Here is a 16,225-nt window from a genome sequence, read left to right on the forward strand (position 1 = left end):
CGTCCTCCTGTCACTCGAACAGCGAGTGCCGCACGCCCGGTTCCTCCCGGCGGCGCGCGGCGCGGCGGCGCTGGATCACGACCAGGTCGACCACCGCCACCACGGCGAGCAGCGCGCAGACGACGCCCAGCCAGGCGATGCCGGCGGCGAACGCGAGCACCGCGAAGACGGTCATCACGACCAGACCGAACGTCGCCAGCGCGAGCCGCAGGTTCAGCGCGCTGTTCGCGTGGCCGACCGTGCCACGGGCGCGCCGGGGTTGTGATCGGGTCATTCCTGGGGCCTACCCCGGCACGGGCAGGGCTAACCGGCAGCTACCGGCACGACCCGGGGACGTACCGGTGATGCGGGACACCCGGCGGGCGGTCGCCGGATGCGGCCGGCGGGCAGCACACCCGGGTGGAGCGGCGCACCGGCATCGAGGGCTGGTTCGACCCGCCGGTGGACCACGTGGTCGAGACGTTCGGCGAGCCGGAGCCGTCCGCGCCGCCGCGCTGGAAGCAGGCGGTCACGATCTGGCTGGCGTTCTTCCCGCTCAGCCTGGTCGCCACGCTGCTGACCACGAGGTTCCTGGCCGACGTGCCGCTGGCCGGCCGGACGCTGCTGATGACGCTCGTGCTCACCCCTCTGATGACCTACCTGGTGCTGCCCCGGATCACCCGGTTGCTGCACCGGTGGCTGCACGGCCGGCCCGCGCCGGCACGACAGATGTGAACGACGGTGGTCGATGCCCGATAGCCGACAGAACCGCCGCCGGGACCCCACCGGGGCATAGGGTCGACGCGCCCGTTGCCGCCGCCGGACGGGGGACCGATGAGACGCTGGATCGCCGCGCTGGCCTGCCTGGCGGCGCTCGTCGCGCTCGCCTGTGACGGCTCCGGCGACGCGTCCCCCCGGCCCTCCGGCACGCCCCGCCCCGGCGAGCCCCGGGTGCTGGCCGCGCTTGGCGACTCGGTCACCACCGGCTACGGCTCCTGCCTGGTGCTGGTGAGCTGCGAACGCAACTCCTGGTCGACCGGGGACGGCCTGCGGGTGGAGAGCGTCTACCGGCGGCTGCGCGCCGACGCGCCGGGGCTGCGGGCGTACAACCGGGCCGTGCCCGGCGCCCGCGCGTCCGCGCTGACCGGCCAGGCCCGGTCGGCGGTACGCGACAAGGCCGACCTGGTCACCGTGCTGATCGGGGCGAACGACGCCTGCCGGGGCGACGTCGACGACATGACGCCCGTCGCCACCTTCCGCGACCAGGTCGACGCGGCACTGGGCGTGCTGCGCGAGGGCCGCCCCAAGGCTCGGGTGCTGGTGGTCAGCATCCCGGACCTGTACCGGCTCTGGCAGATCGGCCACACCGAGCCCCGCGCCGTGCGGGCCTGGTCGCGGGGCGTCTGCCCGTCGCTGCTGGCCGACGCCACGTCGAGCACGCCCGCCGCGGTGGCCCGCCGGGCCCGCGTCCGGGACCGGATCGAGGCGTACGACGGGCAACTGCGCGCCGCCTGCCGGGCGTACGGTTCGCGCTGCCGCTGGGACGGCGGCGCGGTGCACCGCCACCGCATCGCCCTGGACCAGGTGAACGCGCTCGACTGGTTCCACCCGAACGCGGCCGGGCAGGGCCGGCTGGCGGAGGTGGCCTGGAACGCCTCCGGCTGGGCGAGCTGACCGGCCGGCGTCGGCCGCCCCGGGGTGGACGGCCGACGCGAGGCGGGTCAGGGCTGGCGCGGACCGGGTAGCCGCTGCTGGCCGGCGGTGCGGTAGAGGGCGCGCGTCCGGTCGGCCAGCTCCTTCGTCGCCGACGAGTTGGCCCAGGTGCCGAGCACGATCGCAGCGCCGGGCACGACCTTGGCGAACATCCGCTTGGCGGCGCGTACGCCGGCCATCCGGGCCAGCCGGACGCCGAGCTGGAGCATCACCCGGCCCAGCGCCCGGTCACCGGCGGAGCCGAACAGCGCGCCGGCCCGTTCCCGGCCGGCGGCCACGCCGAGCGCCAGGCGGGCGGCCTGGGTGGCCTTGTGCACCCGCTGGAGCACCAGCAGGTCGGTGGCCCGCTCGGGGTCCGTCGGGTCGGCGCCGTAGGCGGCCGCGACGTGCAGCACCAGCCGGGCCTGGGTCCAGGCCAGCACGCCCACGTCGATCACCGCGCCGGGCAGCCCGGCCGCGCCGGACACGGCGCCGGAGAGCCGGGCGTGGTTGACGAACTTGCGGACCGCCTGGTCGGCGAGCTGCTCCGGTGGCACGTCGGGCCGCAGCGCCCGCTCCCGGGCGGCCCACTGCGCGGCCTCCGGGCCGAGCCGGCGTACCGCTTCGAGGGCCAGGTGCTCCGGCGCGTACTGCGGGTCCGCCCGCATCCGGTCCCACAGCTTGGCCGGTGGCGCCTCGGGCACCTCCAACGGCGGAACGGGGGCGGCGTTGGGCTCCCCGTCGACGGGGGCGGGGTCGGTCACGAAGGGCTCCGGAGGCTCGTACGGCGAGGGCGACGCGGGTCAGCGCCGGCGCGACTGCAGCCGGGTCGCGATCTGCCGCAGCCGGGCCTGATTCTCCGGCTTGGACATCTCGCGCCGGCCGCGGTCGACCAGCTGCTGGCCCCGCGGCGACCGCAGGAAGGCGGTGATCCGTTGCATCAGCGACATGAGGGTCCTCCCGTCCCGCGGTCCCCTTCATGTGTACGCGGGACCGGCAAGCCCTTGATACCCGAATCGCCCCTTCGGCAACCACCCCGTCCGGGTCAGCCCAGGATCTCGGCCACCACCTCGCCGGCCCGCCACTCGTGCTGGGCGTACGCGTCCGGGAACGCGGAGATCTGCACCGCCTGCGCGGCCACCGAGATCGGCAGGTTCTGCCAGCCGGGGATCTCCTTCAGCGCGGACAGGAACGCCTTCGTCGCGTACTCGGGGTCCATGAGCTGCTCGACGGTGCCCCAGCCGCTGCTCGGACGCTGCTGGAACAGCCCGACCGAGTCGTGGTCCCAGCCGATCGCCTGGTGCGGGTAGCTCTGCGACTCGGGCAGCACGCCGCTGGCGTAGTTGAGCAGGGTGCTCTCCTGCATGGCGGTCGCCACCGCGATGACCAGGGCGCGGCGCGGCATGCCCATCTTCTGGCCGGCCTGCACGATCTTCTTGGCGTTGTTCATCTGGGTGCGGTCGAGGCCGGCGACCGGGACGATCTGCCGGACGGGCTTCTTCGGCTTGGGCTTGGCGGTCGCCTTCGGGCTCGCCGTCGCGGACGGGCCGGCGCTGGGGGTGGCGGGGGCGGTGCTCGGACGGGCCATGGCCCGGGAGGCCGGGTCGACCGCCGCGCGCTCGGCGACCTCCGCCGAGGGCGCCGGGCTCGCGGCGCGCTCCGGAGCGCCGGAGTCGGCCTGGCTGACGCCGACCAGGCCGAGGCAGCAGGCCGCGCCGGTGGCGACCGCGAGCTTCGTCCGGCCGGGCCGGGGGTTCGTGGGCGCCCAGAAGCGGGTACGCGGGAAGAGCCGCCGGAGCACCGTCGACCGGTTGATGGAGGGGGTATCGTCCGAACGGTCACCCGGGCGGCCGGAGCCGAACGGGTCGTCGAGGTTGCCGTCGTTACGCATCCGACGAGGCTAGACAGGGCAAACCGGGATCACCCAGGCCTATAGAGTGGCCCTCACCACATTCTGGTCCACGCGAAACGGACAGGTCGCGTCGGCCTCGGCCCGCAGGGGACGAACCTCGGCAACCGGGCCAATCGCCCGGCCGACGGTGGGCCTACCGGGCCGGGCACGAACGTCGCAGACCTCCCGGTCCCACCCGATGATCGACTAACTCGTCCGTTCGGACGATCCGGATATGGGTCGGCGGACCGGGGCGTAGCCGAATCGTGATCATCATCCGGGCATCGGACGTGGCCGTAACGGAATGGACCACCCACCCCGGTACGTTGGCCGAACCGGGGAGGCCGCACGGTCGGCGCTCCCCCGTACGCGTCGACAGGAGGACCACCGGTGCTCGATCCACACGAGCTCTACGAACTCACCGACGAGCTGCCCGAGCTCGGCCAGCCGGTGCTGATCCAGGCGCTCACCGGCTTCGTCGACGCCGGCAACGCCACCCGGCTCGCCCGGGAACAGCTACTCACCTCGCTCGACGCCCGGGTGATCGCCCGCTTCGACGTCGACCAGGTCTTCGACTACCGCTCCCGCCGCCCGGTGATGACGTTCGTCGAGGACCACTGGGAGTCCTACGACGCCCCGGCGCTGGAGCTGCACCTGCTGCACGACGACGACGAGACCCCGTTCCTGCTGCTCACCGGCCCCGAGCCGGATCTGCAGTGGGAGCGTTTCGTGGCCTCCGTCGCCGGGCTCTGCGCCCGGCTCGACGTCCGGCTCACCGTCGGGCTCAACTCGATCCCGATGGCGGTGCCGCACACCCGGCCCAGCGGCGTCACCGCGCACGCCACCCGCAAGGACCTGATCTCCGGGCACGAGCCGTGGCTGCAGAAGGTGCAGGTGCCGGCGGGAGTCGGGCACCTGCTGGAGTTCCGCCTCGGCGAGCAGGGGCGCGACGCCCTCGGCTTCGCCGCGCACGTGCCGCACTACGTGGCCCAGGCCGAGTACCCGGCCGCCGCCGAGGCGCTGCTGTCCGCGGTGTCCCGCAGCACCGGACTGCTGCTGCCGGTCGAGGATCTGCGGACCGCCGCCGAGGCGGTCCGGGTCGAGATCGACCGTCAGGTCACCCAGACCGAGGAGGCGGCGACGCTGGTCCAGGCGCTGGAGGAGCAGTACGACGCGTTCGCCCGCGGGCGCGGCGAGAAGAACCTGCTGGCCGGCGAGACCGGGCCGCTGCCCACCGCCGACGAACTCGGCGCCGAGCTGGAACGGTTCCTGGCCGAGCAGACCCGCCCCGGTGACAACCCGGAGCGCTGACCGGGCGGGGCGGGCGGGGATGCGGCAGGGTGGAGACATGCGTCTGGCGACCTGGAACGTCAACTCGGTGAAGGCCCGCCTGCCCCGGCTGCTCGACTGGCTGGCCACCACGAAGCCCGACGTCGTGTGCCTGCAGGAGACCAAGTGCCCGGACGGGGCGTTCCCGGTCGCCGAGGTGGGCGAGCTGGGTTACGAGGTGGCCAGCCACAGCGACGGGCGGTGGAACGGCGTCGCGGTGCTGTCCCGGGTGGGGCTGGCCGACGTGACCGTCGGCTTCCCGGGCGAGCCCGGGTTCCCCGAGCCCGAGGCCCGCGCCATCTCGGCCACCTGCGACGGGCTGCGGGTCTGGTCGGTGTACGTGCCGAACGGCCGCACGCCGGACGACCCGCACTACGCGTACAAGCTGGCCTGGTTCGCGGCGCTGCGCGACGCCCTGGAACCGGAGGTGGCCGGTCCCCTGCCGGTGGCCGTCTGCGGTGACTTCAACGTCGCGCCCACCGACGCCGACGTGTGGGACCCGGCGCTGTTCGTCACCTCCACCCACGTCACCCCGGCCGAGCGGGCCGCCCTGGCCGCGCTGCGCGACCTGGGGCTGGAGGACGTGGTGCCGACGCCGATGAAGGGGCCGCACCCGTTCACGTACTGGGACTACCGGGCCGGGATGTTCCACCAGAACAAGGGCATGCGGATCGACCTGGTGTACGCCAGCGCGTCGTTCGCCCGCGCGGTCCGCTCGGCGTACGTGGACCGGGAGGCCCGCAAGGGCAAGGGCCCCTCCGACCACGCCCCGATCGTGGTGGACGCGGACCTGGCGCCGGCCGTCGAGACGTTCTGAGCCCGGCGCTGGTTAGGGTGGACACATGGCTGTCGTGAAAATCAACGCAATCGACGTCCCGCCCGGTGCCGGCACGGAGCTGGAGAAGCGGTTCGCGGCACGGGCCGGCGCGGTGGAGAACTCCCCCGGATTCCTCGGCTTCGAGCTGCTGCGCCCGGTCGCCGGGGACACCCGCTACTTCGTCTACACCCGCTGGGAGAGCGAGGAGGCGTATCAGGCGTGGGCGCAGGGCCCGTCCCGGGCCGCGCACGCCGAGGGCGGCGAACCCCGCAAGCCCGTCGCCACCGGCGCCACCCTGCTGGAGTTCGAGGTGGTCCAGCAGGTCCCCGCCAAGCCCTGACCCCACCGCGTCGATCATGAAGTTGGCGGCGGGAAGGGCCGGCCAGGTGAGAGCGGTCAGCGGGTGAGGGACGCGAAGACGATCACGTTGTCCTGGTAGCCGGTACGGCCGCCCACCCACTCCCCGCCGCAGGTGATCAGGCGCAGTTCGGCCGGACCCGAGTCGCCGTAGACCCGCGCGGCGGGCAGGTTCGCCTTGTCGAAGTACTCGACGCTGTCCACCGTGAAGGTCACCACGCTGCGGTCCGCGCGGGTCACCTGAATCCGGGCGCCGGGCTTGAGCGAACGCAGCCGGTAGAACACGGCCGGGCCGCTCTTGGTGTCGACGTGGCCCACGATGATCGCCCGGCCCGGGTCGCCGGGCACGGCTCCCCTGTCGTACCAGCCGGTCTGGTCGTGCTCGGTCAGCGGCGGCACCGCCACCGAGCCGTCCTTCGCCTGCCCGACCGGGGTGACCGGCGCGTTGACCTTGATGGCCGGCACCGCCAGGCGTACCGGCCGGCTCGCCGGCTTCCGGACCGGGGCGGCGGCACTCACCGCGGGTGCGGCGACGCGCGATTCGCCTGAGCCGGTGGACGCGTCGGCGAAGTCGAACGGCCCGGCCGTGCGGCCGAGCCCGGCCCCGGTGGCGAACACGCCGGCCAGCACGAGCACCACTGCGAGCGGCTTCGACCAGGAGCCCCGGCCCCGGTCCCCCCTGCCCGGCGGCGCCGGTGGCTCGGCCGGCGGCGGCCCGGCGGGCCGTGGGCGCAGGGCCGGCGGATCGGCCGACGGCGGGTACCACGGTCGCGGCGCGGCGGGCGGTGGGCCGGCCCGGGACGGGCGGGTGGCGTCACTCGGTGGGGCGGCCGGTGGGGCGAGGAACGGCCGGCCGGAGCGCCGGGATCCGGCGGGCGGCGGGAGGAAGTGCTCGGCCATGGCCGGCCTCAGCGTCCCGCGGCGCCGCGAGCCTGCCGGCGGGACGCGGCCACGCCGAGCCCGGCGCCGACCACCGTCACCGCCAGCCCGACGGGCACCAGCAGGCCACCGAGCCCGGGGCCGGCAGTGCCGCCGAAACCGGTCGCCGGGCCGCGGCTGGGCAGATGGCTCGGCCGGTTCGGCTGCCGGGTGGGCTGGCCCTGCTTGATCACCTGGAGCATGGTGGACGCGGTCTCCCCGCCCGGGCATTCCAGCTTGACCCGGTAGTTGCCGGGCCGGGTGCGCTCGTGCACCATCGGCGAGGCGGTGAGCAGGCCGCGCTGCGGCTGCACCTGGATCTTGCCGAACGCGTCCGAGGTCGCGATCGCCGGTACGAAGTTGTCCCGGCAGCTCGCCCGGATGCCGACGAGGTAGCCGGGCGAGACGGTGCCCGGGGTTACCTCCACGAAGATCACGTCGGCCGGGGGCTGCTCCGGCACCGGTTCGACCGCGCGCGGCGCGGCCTGGGCGGACGCCGCGCCGGCCAGCGGGGCGGCGCACGCGGCGAGGGCGACCAGCAGCGCCTCACGTACCCTGAACGACCCCATGACCCCTCCCGGCGTACGGGATGAATCCTCTCACCCCCGGCCGCACATCACATCCGATCCGGGTGACGTAGGCTCGGGTCGTTGTGACCCTCACCGACCTCCCCGCCGCCCGCATCCGCACCTTCCATCCGCGTCGCGGGCGGATGAGCGACCGGCAGCGCGACGCGCTTGAGCGGCTCTGGCCCGCGTACGGCCTCAGGATCGCCGCCCTCGACGGGCCGTGCGATCCGGCGGCGCTGTTCGGACGGCGGGCGCCGCTGGTGCTGGAGATCGGCTCCGGCATGGGCGACGCCACCGCCGCCATGGCGGCGGCCGACCGGGACCGACACTATCTGGCGGTCGAGGTCCATACGCCGGGAATCGCCAACCTGCTCGACCTGGTCGAACGGCACGGCCTGGACAACGTGCGGGTGGCCGAGGGGGACGCGCTGGACCTGGTCCGGGCCATGCCGGAGGGCTGCCTGGACGCGGTGCACGTCTACTTCCCCGACCCGTGGCCGAAGACCCGCCACCACAAGCGGCGGATCATCCAGCCGGCGCACGTGGCGCTGCTGCGCTCCCGGCTGGCGCCCGGCGGCACGTTGCACTGCGCGACGGACTGGGCCGAGTACGCCGAGGCGATGCGCGAGACGCTCACCGCCGACCCGGAGCTGGTCGACGTGCACGGCGGCTACGCGCCCCGGCCCGAGCACCGGCCGGTGACGAAGTTCGAACGCCGCGCGCTGACCGCCGGCCGGGAGGTCTTCGACCTGATCCACCGGCGGCGCTGAACCCGGTGCGCTGAACCCGGTTGGCGCGGCGCGGTGGGATCCAGGCACGATGGGAGCGCCATGACTCTCACCGCCGCGCTGCCGAAGACCGCCGACCCCGACACCCTCTACGACGCGTTCGCCTCCTGGGCGTCCGAGCGCGGCCTGAACCTCTATCCCCATCAGGAGGAGGCGGTCATCGAGATCGTCTCCGGCGCGAACGTGATCATGAATACGCCCACCGGCTCGGGCAAGAGCCTGGTGGCGATCGCGGCGCACTTCGCGGCGCTCGCCGACGACCGGACCTCCTTCTACACCGCGCCGATCAAGGCGCTGGTCTCGGAGAAGTTCTTCGCGCTCTGCGAGGTCTTCGGCGCGGAGAACGTCGGCATGCTCACCGGCGACGCCAGCGTCAACGCGGACGCGCCGATCATCTGCTGCACCGCGGAGATCCTGGCGAACCTGGCGCTGCGTGAGGGCCGCCGCGCCGACGTCGGCCAGGTGGTCATGGACGAGTTCCACTTCTACGCCGAGCCGGATCGCGGCTGGGCGTGGCAGGTGCCGCTGATCGAGCTGCCGCAGGCCCAGTTCGTGCTGATGTCGGCCACGCTCGGCGACACCACCCGCTTCGTCGACGACCTGGCCCGGCGCACCGGGCGGCCGACCGCCGTCGTCCGCTCGGCCGAGCGGCCGGTCCCGCTCCTCTTCTCGTACGCGACCACGCCGATGCACGAGACCCTGGAGGAGCTCCTGGAGACCAAGCAGGCCCCGGTGTACGTCGTGCACTTCACCCAGGCCGCCGCGCTGGAACGCGCCCAGGCGCTGATGAGCGTGAACGTCTGCACCCGCGCCGAGAAGGACATGATCGCCCAGGCGATCGGCAACTTCCGGTTCACCTCGGGCTTCGGCAAGACGCTGTCCCGGCTGGTCCGGCACGGCATCGGCGTGCACCACGCGGGCATGCTCCCGAAGTACCGCCGCCTGGTCGAGACGCTCGCCCAGGCCGGCCTGCTCAAGGTCATCTGCGGTACGGACACGCTCGGCGTCGGCATCAACGTGCCGATCCGTACGGTGCTGTTCACCGGCCTGAGCAAGTACGACGGCACCCGCACCCGGCTGCTCAAGGCCCGCGAGTTCCACCAGATCGCCGGCCGGGCCGGGCGGGCCGGGTTCGACACGCTCGGCCGGGTCGTGGTGCAGGCCCCCGAGCACGTGATCGAGAACGAGAAGGCCCTCGCGAAGGCCGGCGACGACCCGCGCAAGCGCCGCAAGGTGGTGAAGAAGAAGCCGCCGGAGGGCTCGATCGGCTGGGGCGAGCCGACGTTCCAGCGCCTGGTCGAGGCCGAGCCGGAGCCGCTCACCTCCAGCTTCCAGGTCAGCCACTCGATGCTGCTCAACGTGATCGGCCGTCCCGGCGACGCGTTCGCCTCGATGCGGCACCTGCTCACCGACAACCACGAGGACCAGGCCGCCCAGCGCCGGCACATCCGCCGGGCCATCGCCATCTACCGGGCGCTGCGGGCCGGCGGTGTGGTCGAGGAGCTGCCCGAGCCGGACGAGACCGGCCGCCGGGTGCGGCTCACCGTCGACCTCCAGCTCGACTTCGCGCTCAACCAGCCGCTGTCACCGCTGGCGCTGGCCACCATCGAACTGCTCGACCGCGAGTCCCCGTCGTACGCGCTCGACGTGCTCAGCGTGATCGAGTCGATCCTGGACAACCCGCGCCAGGTGCTGTCCGCACAGCAGTTCAAGGCCCGCGGCGAGGCGGTCGCCGCGATGAAGGCCGAGGGCATCGAGTACGAGGCCCGCCTCGAACTGCTCGACGAGGTGACCTGGCCCAAGCCCCTCGCCGAGCTGCTGGAGGCCGCGTACGAGATGTACCGGCAGGGCCACCCCTGGGTCGCCGACCACGAGCTCTCCCCCAAGTCCGTGGTCCGGGACATGTACGAGCGGGCCATGACGTTCACCGAGTACGTCCAGTTCTACGGGCTGTCCCGGTCCGAGGGGCTGGTGCTGCGCTACCTCGCCGACGCGTACAAGACGCTGCGACAGACCGTCCCCGAGGACGCCAAGACCGAGGAGCTGGTCGACCTCATCGAGTGGCTGGGCGAACTGGTCCGCCAGGTCGACTCCAGCCTGATCGACGAGTGGGAGCGGCTGCGCAACCCGTCGGACGTGGCCGAGGTGGCCGCCTCCCTCGACGACCGGCCACCTGCTGTCACCCGCAACGCGCGGGCGTTCCGGGTGCTGGTGCGCAACGCGATGTTCCGCCGCGTCGAGCTGGCCGCGCTGCGCCGCTGGGACCTGCTCGGCGAGCTGGACGCCGGCGACGGCTGGAACGCCGACGCCTGGGCCGACGCGCTGGAGCCGTACTTCGAGACGTACGACGCGATCGGGGTGGGGCCGGACGCGCGCGGGCCGGCGCTGCTGATGATCGAGCAGGGCCGCGACACGTGGACCGTACGGCAGATCCTGGACGACCCGGACGGCGACCACGACTGGGGCATCAGCGCCGAGATCGACCTCGCCGCCTCGGACGAGACCGGCGCGGCGGTGGTCCGGATCACCGACGTCGGCCAGTTGTAGCGGCGGCGCGCTGAGGCGGCCCGCCGCTCAGCGGACGCGCCGTGCGTGGGCGACCGTTCGGCGGGCGTCGCGCCAGGCGACGAAGGCCGTCCGTATCCGGGGCGGGGAGACGTCCTCGCCCCGCCGTCTGGCAGCGAGCCGGTCGATCAGCCAGGCGGGGGCGTGCGCCTGGCTGATCGCCTGCGTCTTGGTGAGCAGCGCGCCCTCGCGGAGCGCGTGCCGGCCCCGCGCCATCGAGGTGAGACCGAGCTCGGCGACGGTGGGGTCCAGCCACAGCCATGGACGTCGGGCGGCCCAGGCCCAGTAGCCGGTCAGTTCGGCGCGGGCCGCCGCTCGTATGTCGTCGGCGGAGACCTCGGGGAAGACGTCACCCGGCGAGCGCCCGTGGACCGCGTATCCGTGCCGGGCCAGCTCCGCTCTGGTGACCCGGGAGAGGACGCGGTGGACGAGCCGGCCGTGGGTCCAGGTCGGATGCCGCAGGCCGAGGTCGGGAACGGTGGCGCCCTCGACGTACACGCAGCCGAGCTTGAGTCCTTCGCCGCTGCCGCCGTCGAGGCGACGATGAATCGCGACGAGGGCGTCCCGCCGGCCGGCGTCGACCGGTCCGTCGACGAGCGCGACCAGGTCGAGGTCGCTGACGCCCGGCACGTAGTCGCCGGTGGCAAGTGAACCCGCCACCATCAGGTCGCTGACCCAGCCCAGCCCTCTCAGCTCGTCGCCGAGGTCTGCGACGACAGCAGGTGACGCCGCCATGCGGCGAGTATAGGGAGCGGCCGGCGTCGATGCCGGAGTCCTGCGCCGACCGGCCCGGCCGACCACCGGCGGGCAGGCCGAGAAAGAATGTCCGGTCCACGTGAAGGTGGCACTAATCGTCGCGCTTGAGCAGTAGCGGTGCCAACTAGGTGCGGACGGCGGAAGCGTTTCCGTCCAGGTTTAGTTGGCACCTTCTTGAGCGGGGTGGCCGAGCGCGGCGACGTCGTCCTCGTCGAGCTTGATCACCACTGATGCCTGGGTCAGTGGACTTGGCCGGGATGCTAGGGCCGGCGGTGTGCAAAGAGGACCGCTCCTGGAAGGCTCTCGTCGAGGCCGAGCAGCATCTGGGCCTTGACCGTGAATCCGGCATCGCGCAGCCAGGTCGCCATCCGGTCCGGCTGACGGCGGTGCACGTAGACCTTCATCGGATGACCGCCGTAGCCTTCCGTCTTCAGCTGTGACTCATCTCCGACGTGAAAGCCGAGCAACAGAGGTCCATCGGGACGCAGCACCCGCCGAAAGTGGCTAAGAACCGCCGGGATCTCGTCGTCGGGGATGTGGATCAACGACCAGAAGGCGAGCAGGGCAGTGATCGAGGCGTCAGCGAGTTGTAGGTCCGTCATCGAACCCACCTCGAACCGCAGGTCGGGGTGCTCCCGCCGAGCGATGTCGATCATCGCGGGTGCCAAATCGACGCCGAAGGCATCGACGCCCAGCTTATGCAGGTGGGCAGTGACATGGCCTGGTCCGCAGCCCACGTCCGCCACCGGGCCACCGCCGGCGGCGTGGACCAGGTCGGCGAACAACGCCAAGGCCGCGAGCAGATAGGGCTCCCCAGCCAAGGCCACCCGTGTGTAGTCGGAGTAGCTGTCGGCGACCGTGTCGTAGGAGATCCGGATGTCTGCCAACCAGTCGTCCGCTCGCCTGCTCCGTGACCCAGAAGTGCCGCCGCCTTCCAACCGCGTTCCGGCATCCGTCATCGTTCGGCTCCTCCTCGTGAACTGGTGCGGACGCGTAGGTCTCGGAAGCCGCGCACGCTACCAGTTTCCAAGCCAACTTCGGTGAACTGAGCACCCACCTTCGAGGTTTTGACACCGCCCTGGCCGTCACCAGCTACAGCGAGACAGACGCCAGATGTCGGAGACCGGAGACCAGTGCCAACACAATCCGGACGGTGCCACCACTGGTGCCACCAACCGTGGACGGTGCCAGCTTCAAGTGGACCGGACAAGAACGTCCGCCGAAGCCCTGGGCGATGTCAGACCCGTCGATTAGAATGTATGTACTAATCCAGTCGTTGACCTGGGAGGACGCCAGTGACCGCGCCCACCTCCGCCCCTGTCACCCCCTACGCCACCCTCCTCGGCTTCACCCGGTACGTCGACCGCACCGGACCCACGAAAGCCACCTTCGTCGGCGGGCTGCGCCGGCAGCGGGCCAGCCGGCACGGCTTCAACCCGCACGGCCAGTTCGTCAAGGCGCTCAAGGCCGACGTCGCGTTCCACACCGGCGGCACCCACCTCGCGCAGGTCGCCGACCTGGTCAAGCCGCGCTGGCGCCCGCTCTACGAGGCGCTGGTGCCGGGCGCGACCCGCTGGCTGCACTCGCTCGGCGAGCCGGCCGGCGTCGACCTGGCCCAGACCCGCGACGCGCTGGCCATGCTGGGCGACCTGCCCGTGAAGATCAACCCGCAGTTCGGCGTCCGGTACGCCGACGGCCGGGCCGAGGCCATCCGACTGCACTTCGACGAGGCGCCGCCGAGCGAGGAGGCGACCCTGGCCACGCTGCACCTGATGACCCGGCACATGGACGCGGTGCTGCCGCACGCCGAGCCGGTGCTTGTCGACGTGCGGCGCGGCGAGGCGCACCGGATGCCCGCCGACGTCAAGCCGGAGCAGATCGAGCAGTGGCTGGCCGGTGAGGCCGCCGCCTTCCGGGCCATCTGGTCCACCGCCGCCTGACCGACCGATCCGATCCGGCTCACCGCCGCCCGACCGAACGGCCGTCCCGCACCCGGGACGGCCGTTCGGCGTGCTGCCGGCAATCATCGCGAGCCGGGCGGCACCGTCCCTCATGTGCGCTTTCCCCTCCGGGATCAGGTTAGTGGCATATATGAGTAATAGTCGGGAACAACCCGGCATGGCTGTGGCCTCCATGACCTCGTCGCGCTGGTCCCGTTCGCGGACGCGCTGGAGCGCAACCCGGCGACGGCCCGGCACGAACCCGCCTGACTCCGCCTCGCCCCCGCCGATCGTCGTCTCGTCCCGCCGCCCGTCGTCCGTCGAGGAGCAGCAGTGGTAACAAACGACTCGCCCGTCGTACCCCCGCTACGGACCGCCCGCACCCCGCGCCCGGTACGTGGCCGGCTCATCCTGCTCGGGCCCGCGTTCGTGGCGGCGGTCGCCTACGTCGACCCCGGCAACTTCGCCACCAACTCCACGGCCGGGGCCCGGTACGGATACCTGCTGGTCTGGGTGGTGGTGGCGGCGAACCTGGCCGCCATGCTGGTGCAGACGCTCACCGCCAAGCTCGGCCTGGCCACCGGGCGCAGCCTGCCCGAACTGTGCCGGGAGCACCTGCCCCGGCCGCTCAACCGGGTCATGTGGGCGCAGGCCGAACTGGTCGCCATGGCCACCGACCTGGCCGAGGTGATCGGCGGGGCGGTCGCGCTGTACCTGCTGTTCGGCGTACCGCTGTTGCCCGGCGGCCTGATCGTCGGCGCCGCCTCGTTCGCGATCCTGGCGCTGCGCGCCAGGGGCTTCCGCACGTTCGAGATCGCCATCGCGGTGCTGCTCGGCGTGATCGTGCTGGCGTTCGCGGTGAACCTGGTCAGCGCGCAGCCGGACGCCTCCGCCGCCGCGGCCGGGCTGCTGCCCCGGATGCAGGGCACCGACAGCATGCTGCTCGCCGCCGGCATCCTCGGCGCGACGGTGATGCCGCACGTCATCTACGTGCACTCGGCGCTGATCCCGAACCGCCTGCCGGCCGAGGGCGAGGCGCAGCGGCGGGTGATCGCCAAGGGCCTGCGGGTCGACGTGCTGATCGCGCTGGGTATCGCCGGGGCGGTCAACCTGGCCATGCTGCTGGTGGCGGCGAGCAGCTTCCACGGCACCTCGATCCCCGACACCGACACGCTCGACGGCGTGCACGCCGGGCTCGCCGCCACGCTCGGCACGGCCGCGGCGGTCGGCTTCGCGGTCGCCCTGCTCCTGTCCGGCCTGGCCTCCACGAGCGTCGGCACGTACGCCGGCGAGATCATCATGCAGGGCTTCCTGCGCCGCCGGATCCCGCTGCTGGTTCGCCGGATGATCACCCTGCTGCCCGCGCTGGTGGTGCTCGCGATCGGTGTCGACCCGACCCGCGCGCTGGTGCTGTCCCAGGTGGTGCTGAGCTTCGGCATCCCGTTCGCGCTGATCCCGGTGGTGCTGTTCACCCGCCGCCGGGACCTGATGGGCAGCCTGGTCAACCGGCGGGCCACCACCGCCGCGGCGGTGGCGATCACCGGGTTCGTGGTGGCGCTCAACGCGTTCCTGCTCTGGCAACTGGCAGCCTGAACACACCCGCGCCCGTCCGGCCGGGTGCGGCTGGACGGGCGCGGGTGGTGAGGGCTCAGGCGGCCAGGTACTTCTCCAGGTCGTCCAGGATCTTGTTGGCGGCGCCCACGCCGATGCCGGTCATCCAGATCTCGTCGGAGACCACGTGCGCCCTGCCGGCCTTGACCGCGGACAGGCCCTTCCACAGCGTGCCGCCGGTGACCTTCGCCTGCTCGGCGGCGGCCTTCTCGCCGTACGCGGTCACGAACACCACATCGCCGTCGGCCTCGGCGATGCGTTCCGGGCTGACCCGGTCCATCCGCTTGTCCTCCTTGCCGTCGAGCAGTTGCCGCTCGGGGCGGCCCAGACCGGTGTCGCCAACGACGATGCCGGAGAACGAGTCCGGCCCGTACAGGCGGATCTCGGTCGGCATGAAGCGCACGATGGAGACCTTGCGGGACGCGGCGTCGCCGAGCTTCGCGCCGAAGTCCTTCGCCCGCTTCTCGTACTCGGCCAGCAGGTCCTTGGCCTGCTGCTCCTTGCCCAGCGCCGCACCGTCGAGGAGGAAGTTCTCCTTCCAGGTGACGCCCACCTTCTCGGTGAACACGGTCGGGGCGATCTTGGACAGCTCGTCGTAGAACTTCTCCTGCCGGAACTTGCTGCCCAGGATCAGGTCCGGGTTGAGCGCGTTGATCGCCTCCAGGTCCGGCTCGGTGAGCACGCCGACCTCGGTGATGCCGGCGAGCTTGTCCGCGCCGAAGTAGGTGGGCCAGCTCTTCGCCTCACCGGCGGTCGCCGCGCCGACCGGGGTGACGCCCAGCGACAGCGCGGTGTCGATCTTGTCGGTGTCGAGCACGACCACGCGCTTGGGCTCGGCGGGCACCTTCGTGGTGCCCATGGCGTGGGTGATCTCCCGGGTCTCCCCGGTGCCGGTGCCGGCGACGGGGTCGCTCTCCCCGCATGCGGTGAGGCCGACCCCGAGAGCGAGGGCGGCGGTGAGTGCGACGGCGAGACGACGCATCAGGTTCCTTTCGGTGGTGCGGGTCGGCGCG

Annotated in this window: 17 protein-coding genes and 1 pseudogene; 9 read left to right on the plus strand and 9 right to left on the minus strand. The window is 72.6% G+C overall.

Annotation, left to right across the window (positions count from 1 at the left end):
* Positions 1-10: 10 nt before the first annotated feature.
* Positions 11-274 carry a DUF6343 family protein gene (locus tag ACFYO8_RS07985; RefSeq protein WP_269700639.1) on the minus strand — a complete coding sequence of 88 codons (264 nt, stop codon included), beginning with the start codon at positions 272-274 and terminating at the stop codon, positions 11-13.
* A gap of 113 nt (positions 275-387) precedes the next feature.
* On the opposite strand from ACFYO8_RS07985, the pseudogene ACFYO8_RS07990 reads away from it, so the two are divergent.
* A pseudogene (locus ACFYO8_RS07990) lies at positions 388-714 on the plus strand (antibiotic biosynthesis monooxygenase); the annotation flags it as partial.
* Between the two features lie 99 nt (positions 715-813).
* Positions 814-1,653: a GDSL-type esterase/lipase family protein gene (locus tag ACFYO8_RS07995; RefSeq protein WP_354867200.1), complete on the plus strand. Its 840-nt coding sequence runs from the start codon at positions 814-816 to the stop codon at positions 1,651-1,653.
* Between the two features lie 47 nt (positions 1,654-1,700).
* On the opposite strand, the gene ACFYO8_RS08000 is transcribed toward ACFYO8_RS07995, so the two are convergent.
* The 3 genes from ACFYO8_RS08000 to ACFYO8_RS08010 form a co-directional block, all read right to left on the minus strand.
* A complete protein-coding gene (locus ACFYO8_RS08000; protein WP_354867202.1) occupies positions 1,701-2,435 on the minus strand; it encodes an EcsC family protein in 735 nt (244 codons plus the stop codon).
* A 39-nt stretch (positions 2,436-2,474) separates the two neighbouring features.
* Positions 2,475-2,621, minus strand: a complete 147-nt coding sequence (locus ACFYO8_RS08005) for a hypothetical protein (protein ID WP_166456378.1) — start codon at positions 2,619-2,621, stop codon at positions 2,475-2,477.
* Between the two features lie 95 nt (positions 2,622-2,716).
* Complete coding sequence (locus tag ACFYO8_RS08010) at positions 2,717-3,562, minus strand: peptidase M23 (RefSeq protein WP_354867205.1); 846 nt, start codon at positions 3,560-3,562, stop codon at positions 2,717-2,719.
* Positions 3,563-3,952: 390 nt separating this feature from the next.
* Here ACFYO8_RS08010 and ACFYO8_RS08015 point away from each other — a divergent pair, with 390 nt between their 5' ends.
* From ACFYO8_RS08015 to ACFYO8_RS08025, 3 genes are read left to right on the plus strand one after another with little or no spacing between them, the layout of a single operon-like run.
* Positions 3,953-4,873 (plus strand): PAC2 family protein, encoded by a 921-nt coding sequence (locus ACFYO8_RS08015; protein ID WP_354867207.1) that lies wholly within the window; start codon positions 3,953-3,955, stop codon positions 4,871-4,873.
* Between the two features lie 37 nt (positions 4,874-4,910).
* Positions 4,911-5,708, plus strand: a complete 798-nt coding sequence (locus tag ACFYO8_RS08020) for an exodeoxyribonuclease III (protein ID WP_354867210.1) — start codon at positions 4,911-4,913, stop codon at positions 5,706-5,708.
* 25 nt (positions 5,709-5,733) lie between these two features.
* Entirely contained in the window at positions 5,734-6,048 is a 315-nt protein-coding gene (locus tag ACFYO8_RS08025) for an antibiotic biosynthesis monooxygenase (RefSeq protein ID WP_354867212.1), read from the plus strand.
* Between the two features lie 56 nt (positions 6,049-6,104).
* Here ACFYO8_RS08025 and ACFYO8_RS08030 read toward each other — a convergent pair whose 3' ends face one another.
* Together ACFYO8_RS08030 and ACFYO8_RS08035 are read right to left on the minus strand one after the other, a co-directional pair.
* The gene (locus tag ACFYO8_RS08030; protein ID WP_387187843.1) at positions 6,105-6,965 is read right to left on the minus strand and encodes a class F sortase; all 861 of its coding nucleotides are present in this window, start codon (positions 6,963-6,965) and stop codon (positions 6,105-6,107) included.
* Positions 6,966-6,973: 8 nt separating this feature from the next.
* Positions 6,974-7,552 carry a hypothetical protein gene (locus tag ACFYO8_RS08035; protein WP_354867214.1) on the minus strand — a complete coding sequence of 193 codons (579 nt, stop codon included), beginning with the start codon at positions 7,550-7,552 and terminating at the stop codon, positions 6,974-6,976.
* An 83-nt stretch (positions 7,553-7,635) separates the two neighbouring features.
* On the opposite strand from ACFYO8_RS08035, the gene trmB reads away from it, so the two are divergent.
* Positions 7,636-8,322 (plus strand): tRNA (guanosine(46)-N7)-methyltransferase TrmB, encoded by a 687-nt coding sequence (gene trmB / locus ACFYO8_RS08040; RefSeq protein ID WP_354867216.1) that lies wholly within the window; start codon positions 7,636-7,638, stop codon positions 8,320-8,322.
* A 60-nt stretch (positions 8,323-8,382) separates the two neighbouring features.
* On the plus strand, positions 8,383-10,887 hold the full coding sequence (locus ACFYO8_RS08045) for a DUF3516 domain-containing protein (RefSeq protein ID WP_357706907.1): 2,505 nt from the start codon (positions 8,383-8,385) through the stop codon (positions 10,885-10,887).
* Positions 10,888-10,914: 27 nt separating this feature from the next.
* Here ACFYO8_RS08045 and ACFYO8_RS08050 read toward each other — a convergent pair whose 3' ends face one another.
* Together ACFYO8_RS08050 and ACFYO8_RS08055 are read right to left on the minus strand one after the other, a co-directional pair.
* Complete coding sequence (locus tag ACFYO8_RS08050; RefSeq protein ID WP_354867220.1) at positions 10,915-11,640, minus strand: nucleotidyltransferase domain-containing protein; 726 nt, start codon at positions 11,638-11,640, stop codon at positions 10,915-10,917.
* 281 nt (positions 11,641-11,921) lie between these two features.
* The gene (locus tag ACFYO8_RS08055) at positions 11,922-12,620 is read right to left on the minus strand and encodes a class I SAM-dependent methyltransferase (protein WP_355095598.1); all 699 of its coding nucleotides are present in this window, start codon (positions 12,618-12,620) and stop codon (positions 11,922-11,924) included.
* A gap of 336 nt (positions 12,621-12,956) precedes the next feature.
* Between ACFYO8_RS08055 and ACFYO8_RS08060 the strand changes: the two genes are divergently transcribed.
* Both ACFYO8_RS08060 and ACFYO8_RS08065 read left to right on the plus strand, forming a co-directional pair.
* Entirely contained in the window at positions 12,957-13,601 is a 645-nt protein-coding gene (locus tag ACFYO8_RS08060; RefSeq protein ID WP_354867225.1) for a hypothetical protein, read from the plus strand.
* A gap of 333 nt (positions 13,602-13,934) precedes the next feature.
* A complete protein-coding gene (locus tag ACFYO8_RS08065) occupies positions 13,935-15,194 on the plus strand; it encodes an Nramp family divalent metal transporter (protein ID WP_354867228.1) in 1,260 nt (419 codons plus the stop codon).
* Between the two features lie 55 nt (positions 15,195-15,249).
* Here ACFYO8_RS08065 and ACFYO8_RS08070 read toward each other — a convergent pair whose 3' ends face one another.
* Positions 15,250-16,194 (minus strand): iron-siderophore ABC transporter substrate-binding protein, encoded by a 945-nt coding sequence (locus ACFYO8_RS08070; protein ID WP_354867231.1) that lies wholly within the window; start codon positions 16,192-16,194, stop codon positions 15,250-15,252.
* Positions 16,195-16,225: the final 31 nt, after the last annotated feature.

Origin of the sequence: Micromonospora sp. NPDC005257 (genome assembly GCF_042872445.1) — a bacterium.
Taxonomy (GTDB): domain Bacteria; phylum Actinomycetota; class Actinomycetes; order Mycobacteriales; family Micromonosporaceae; genus Micromonospora.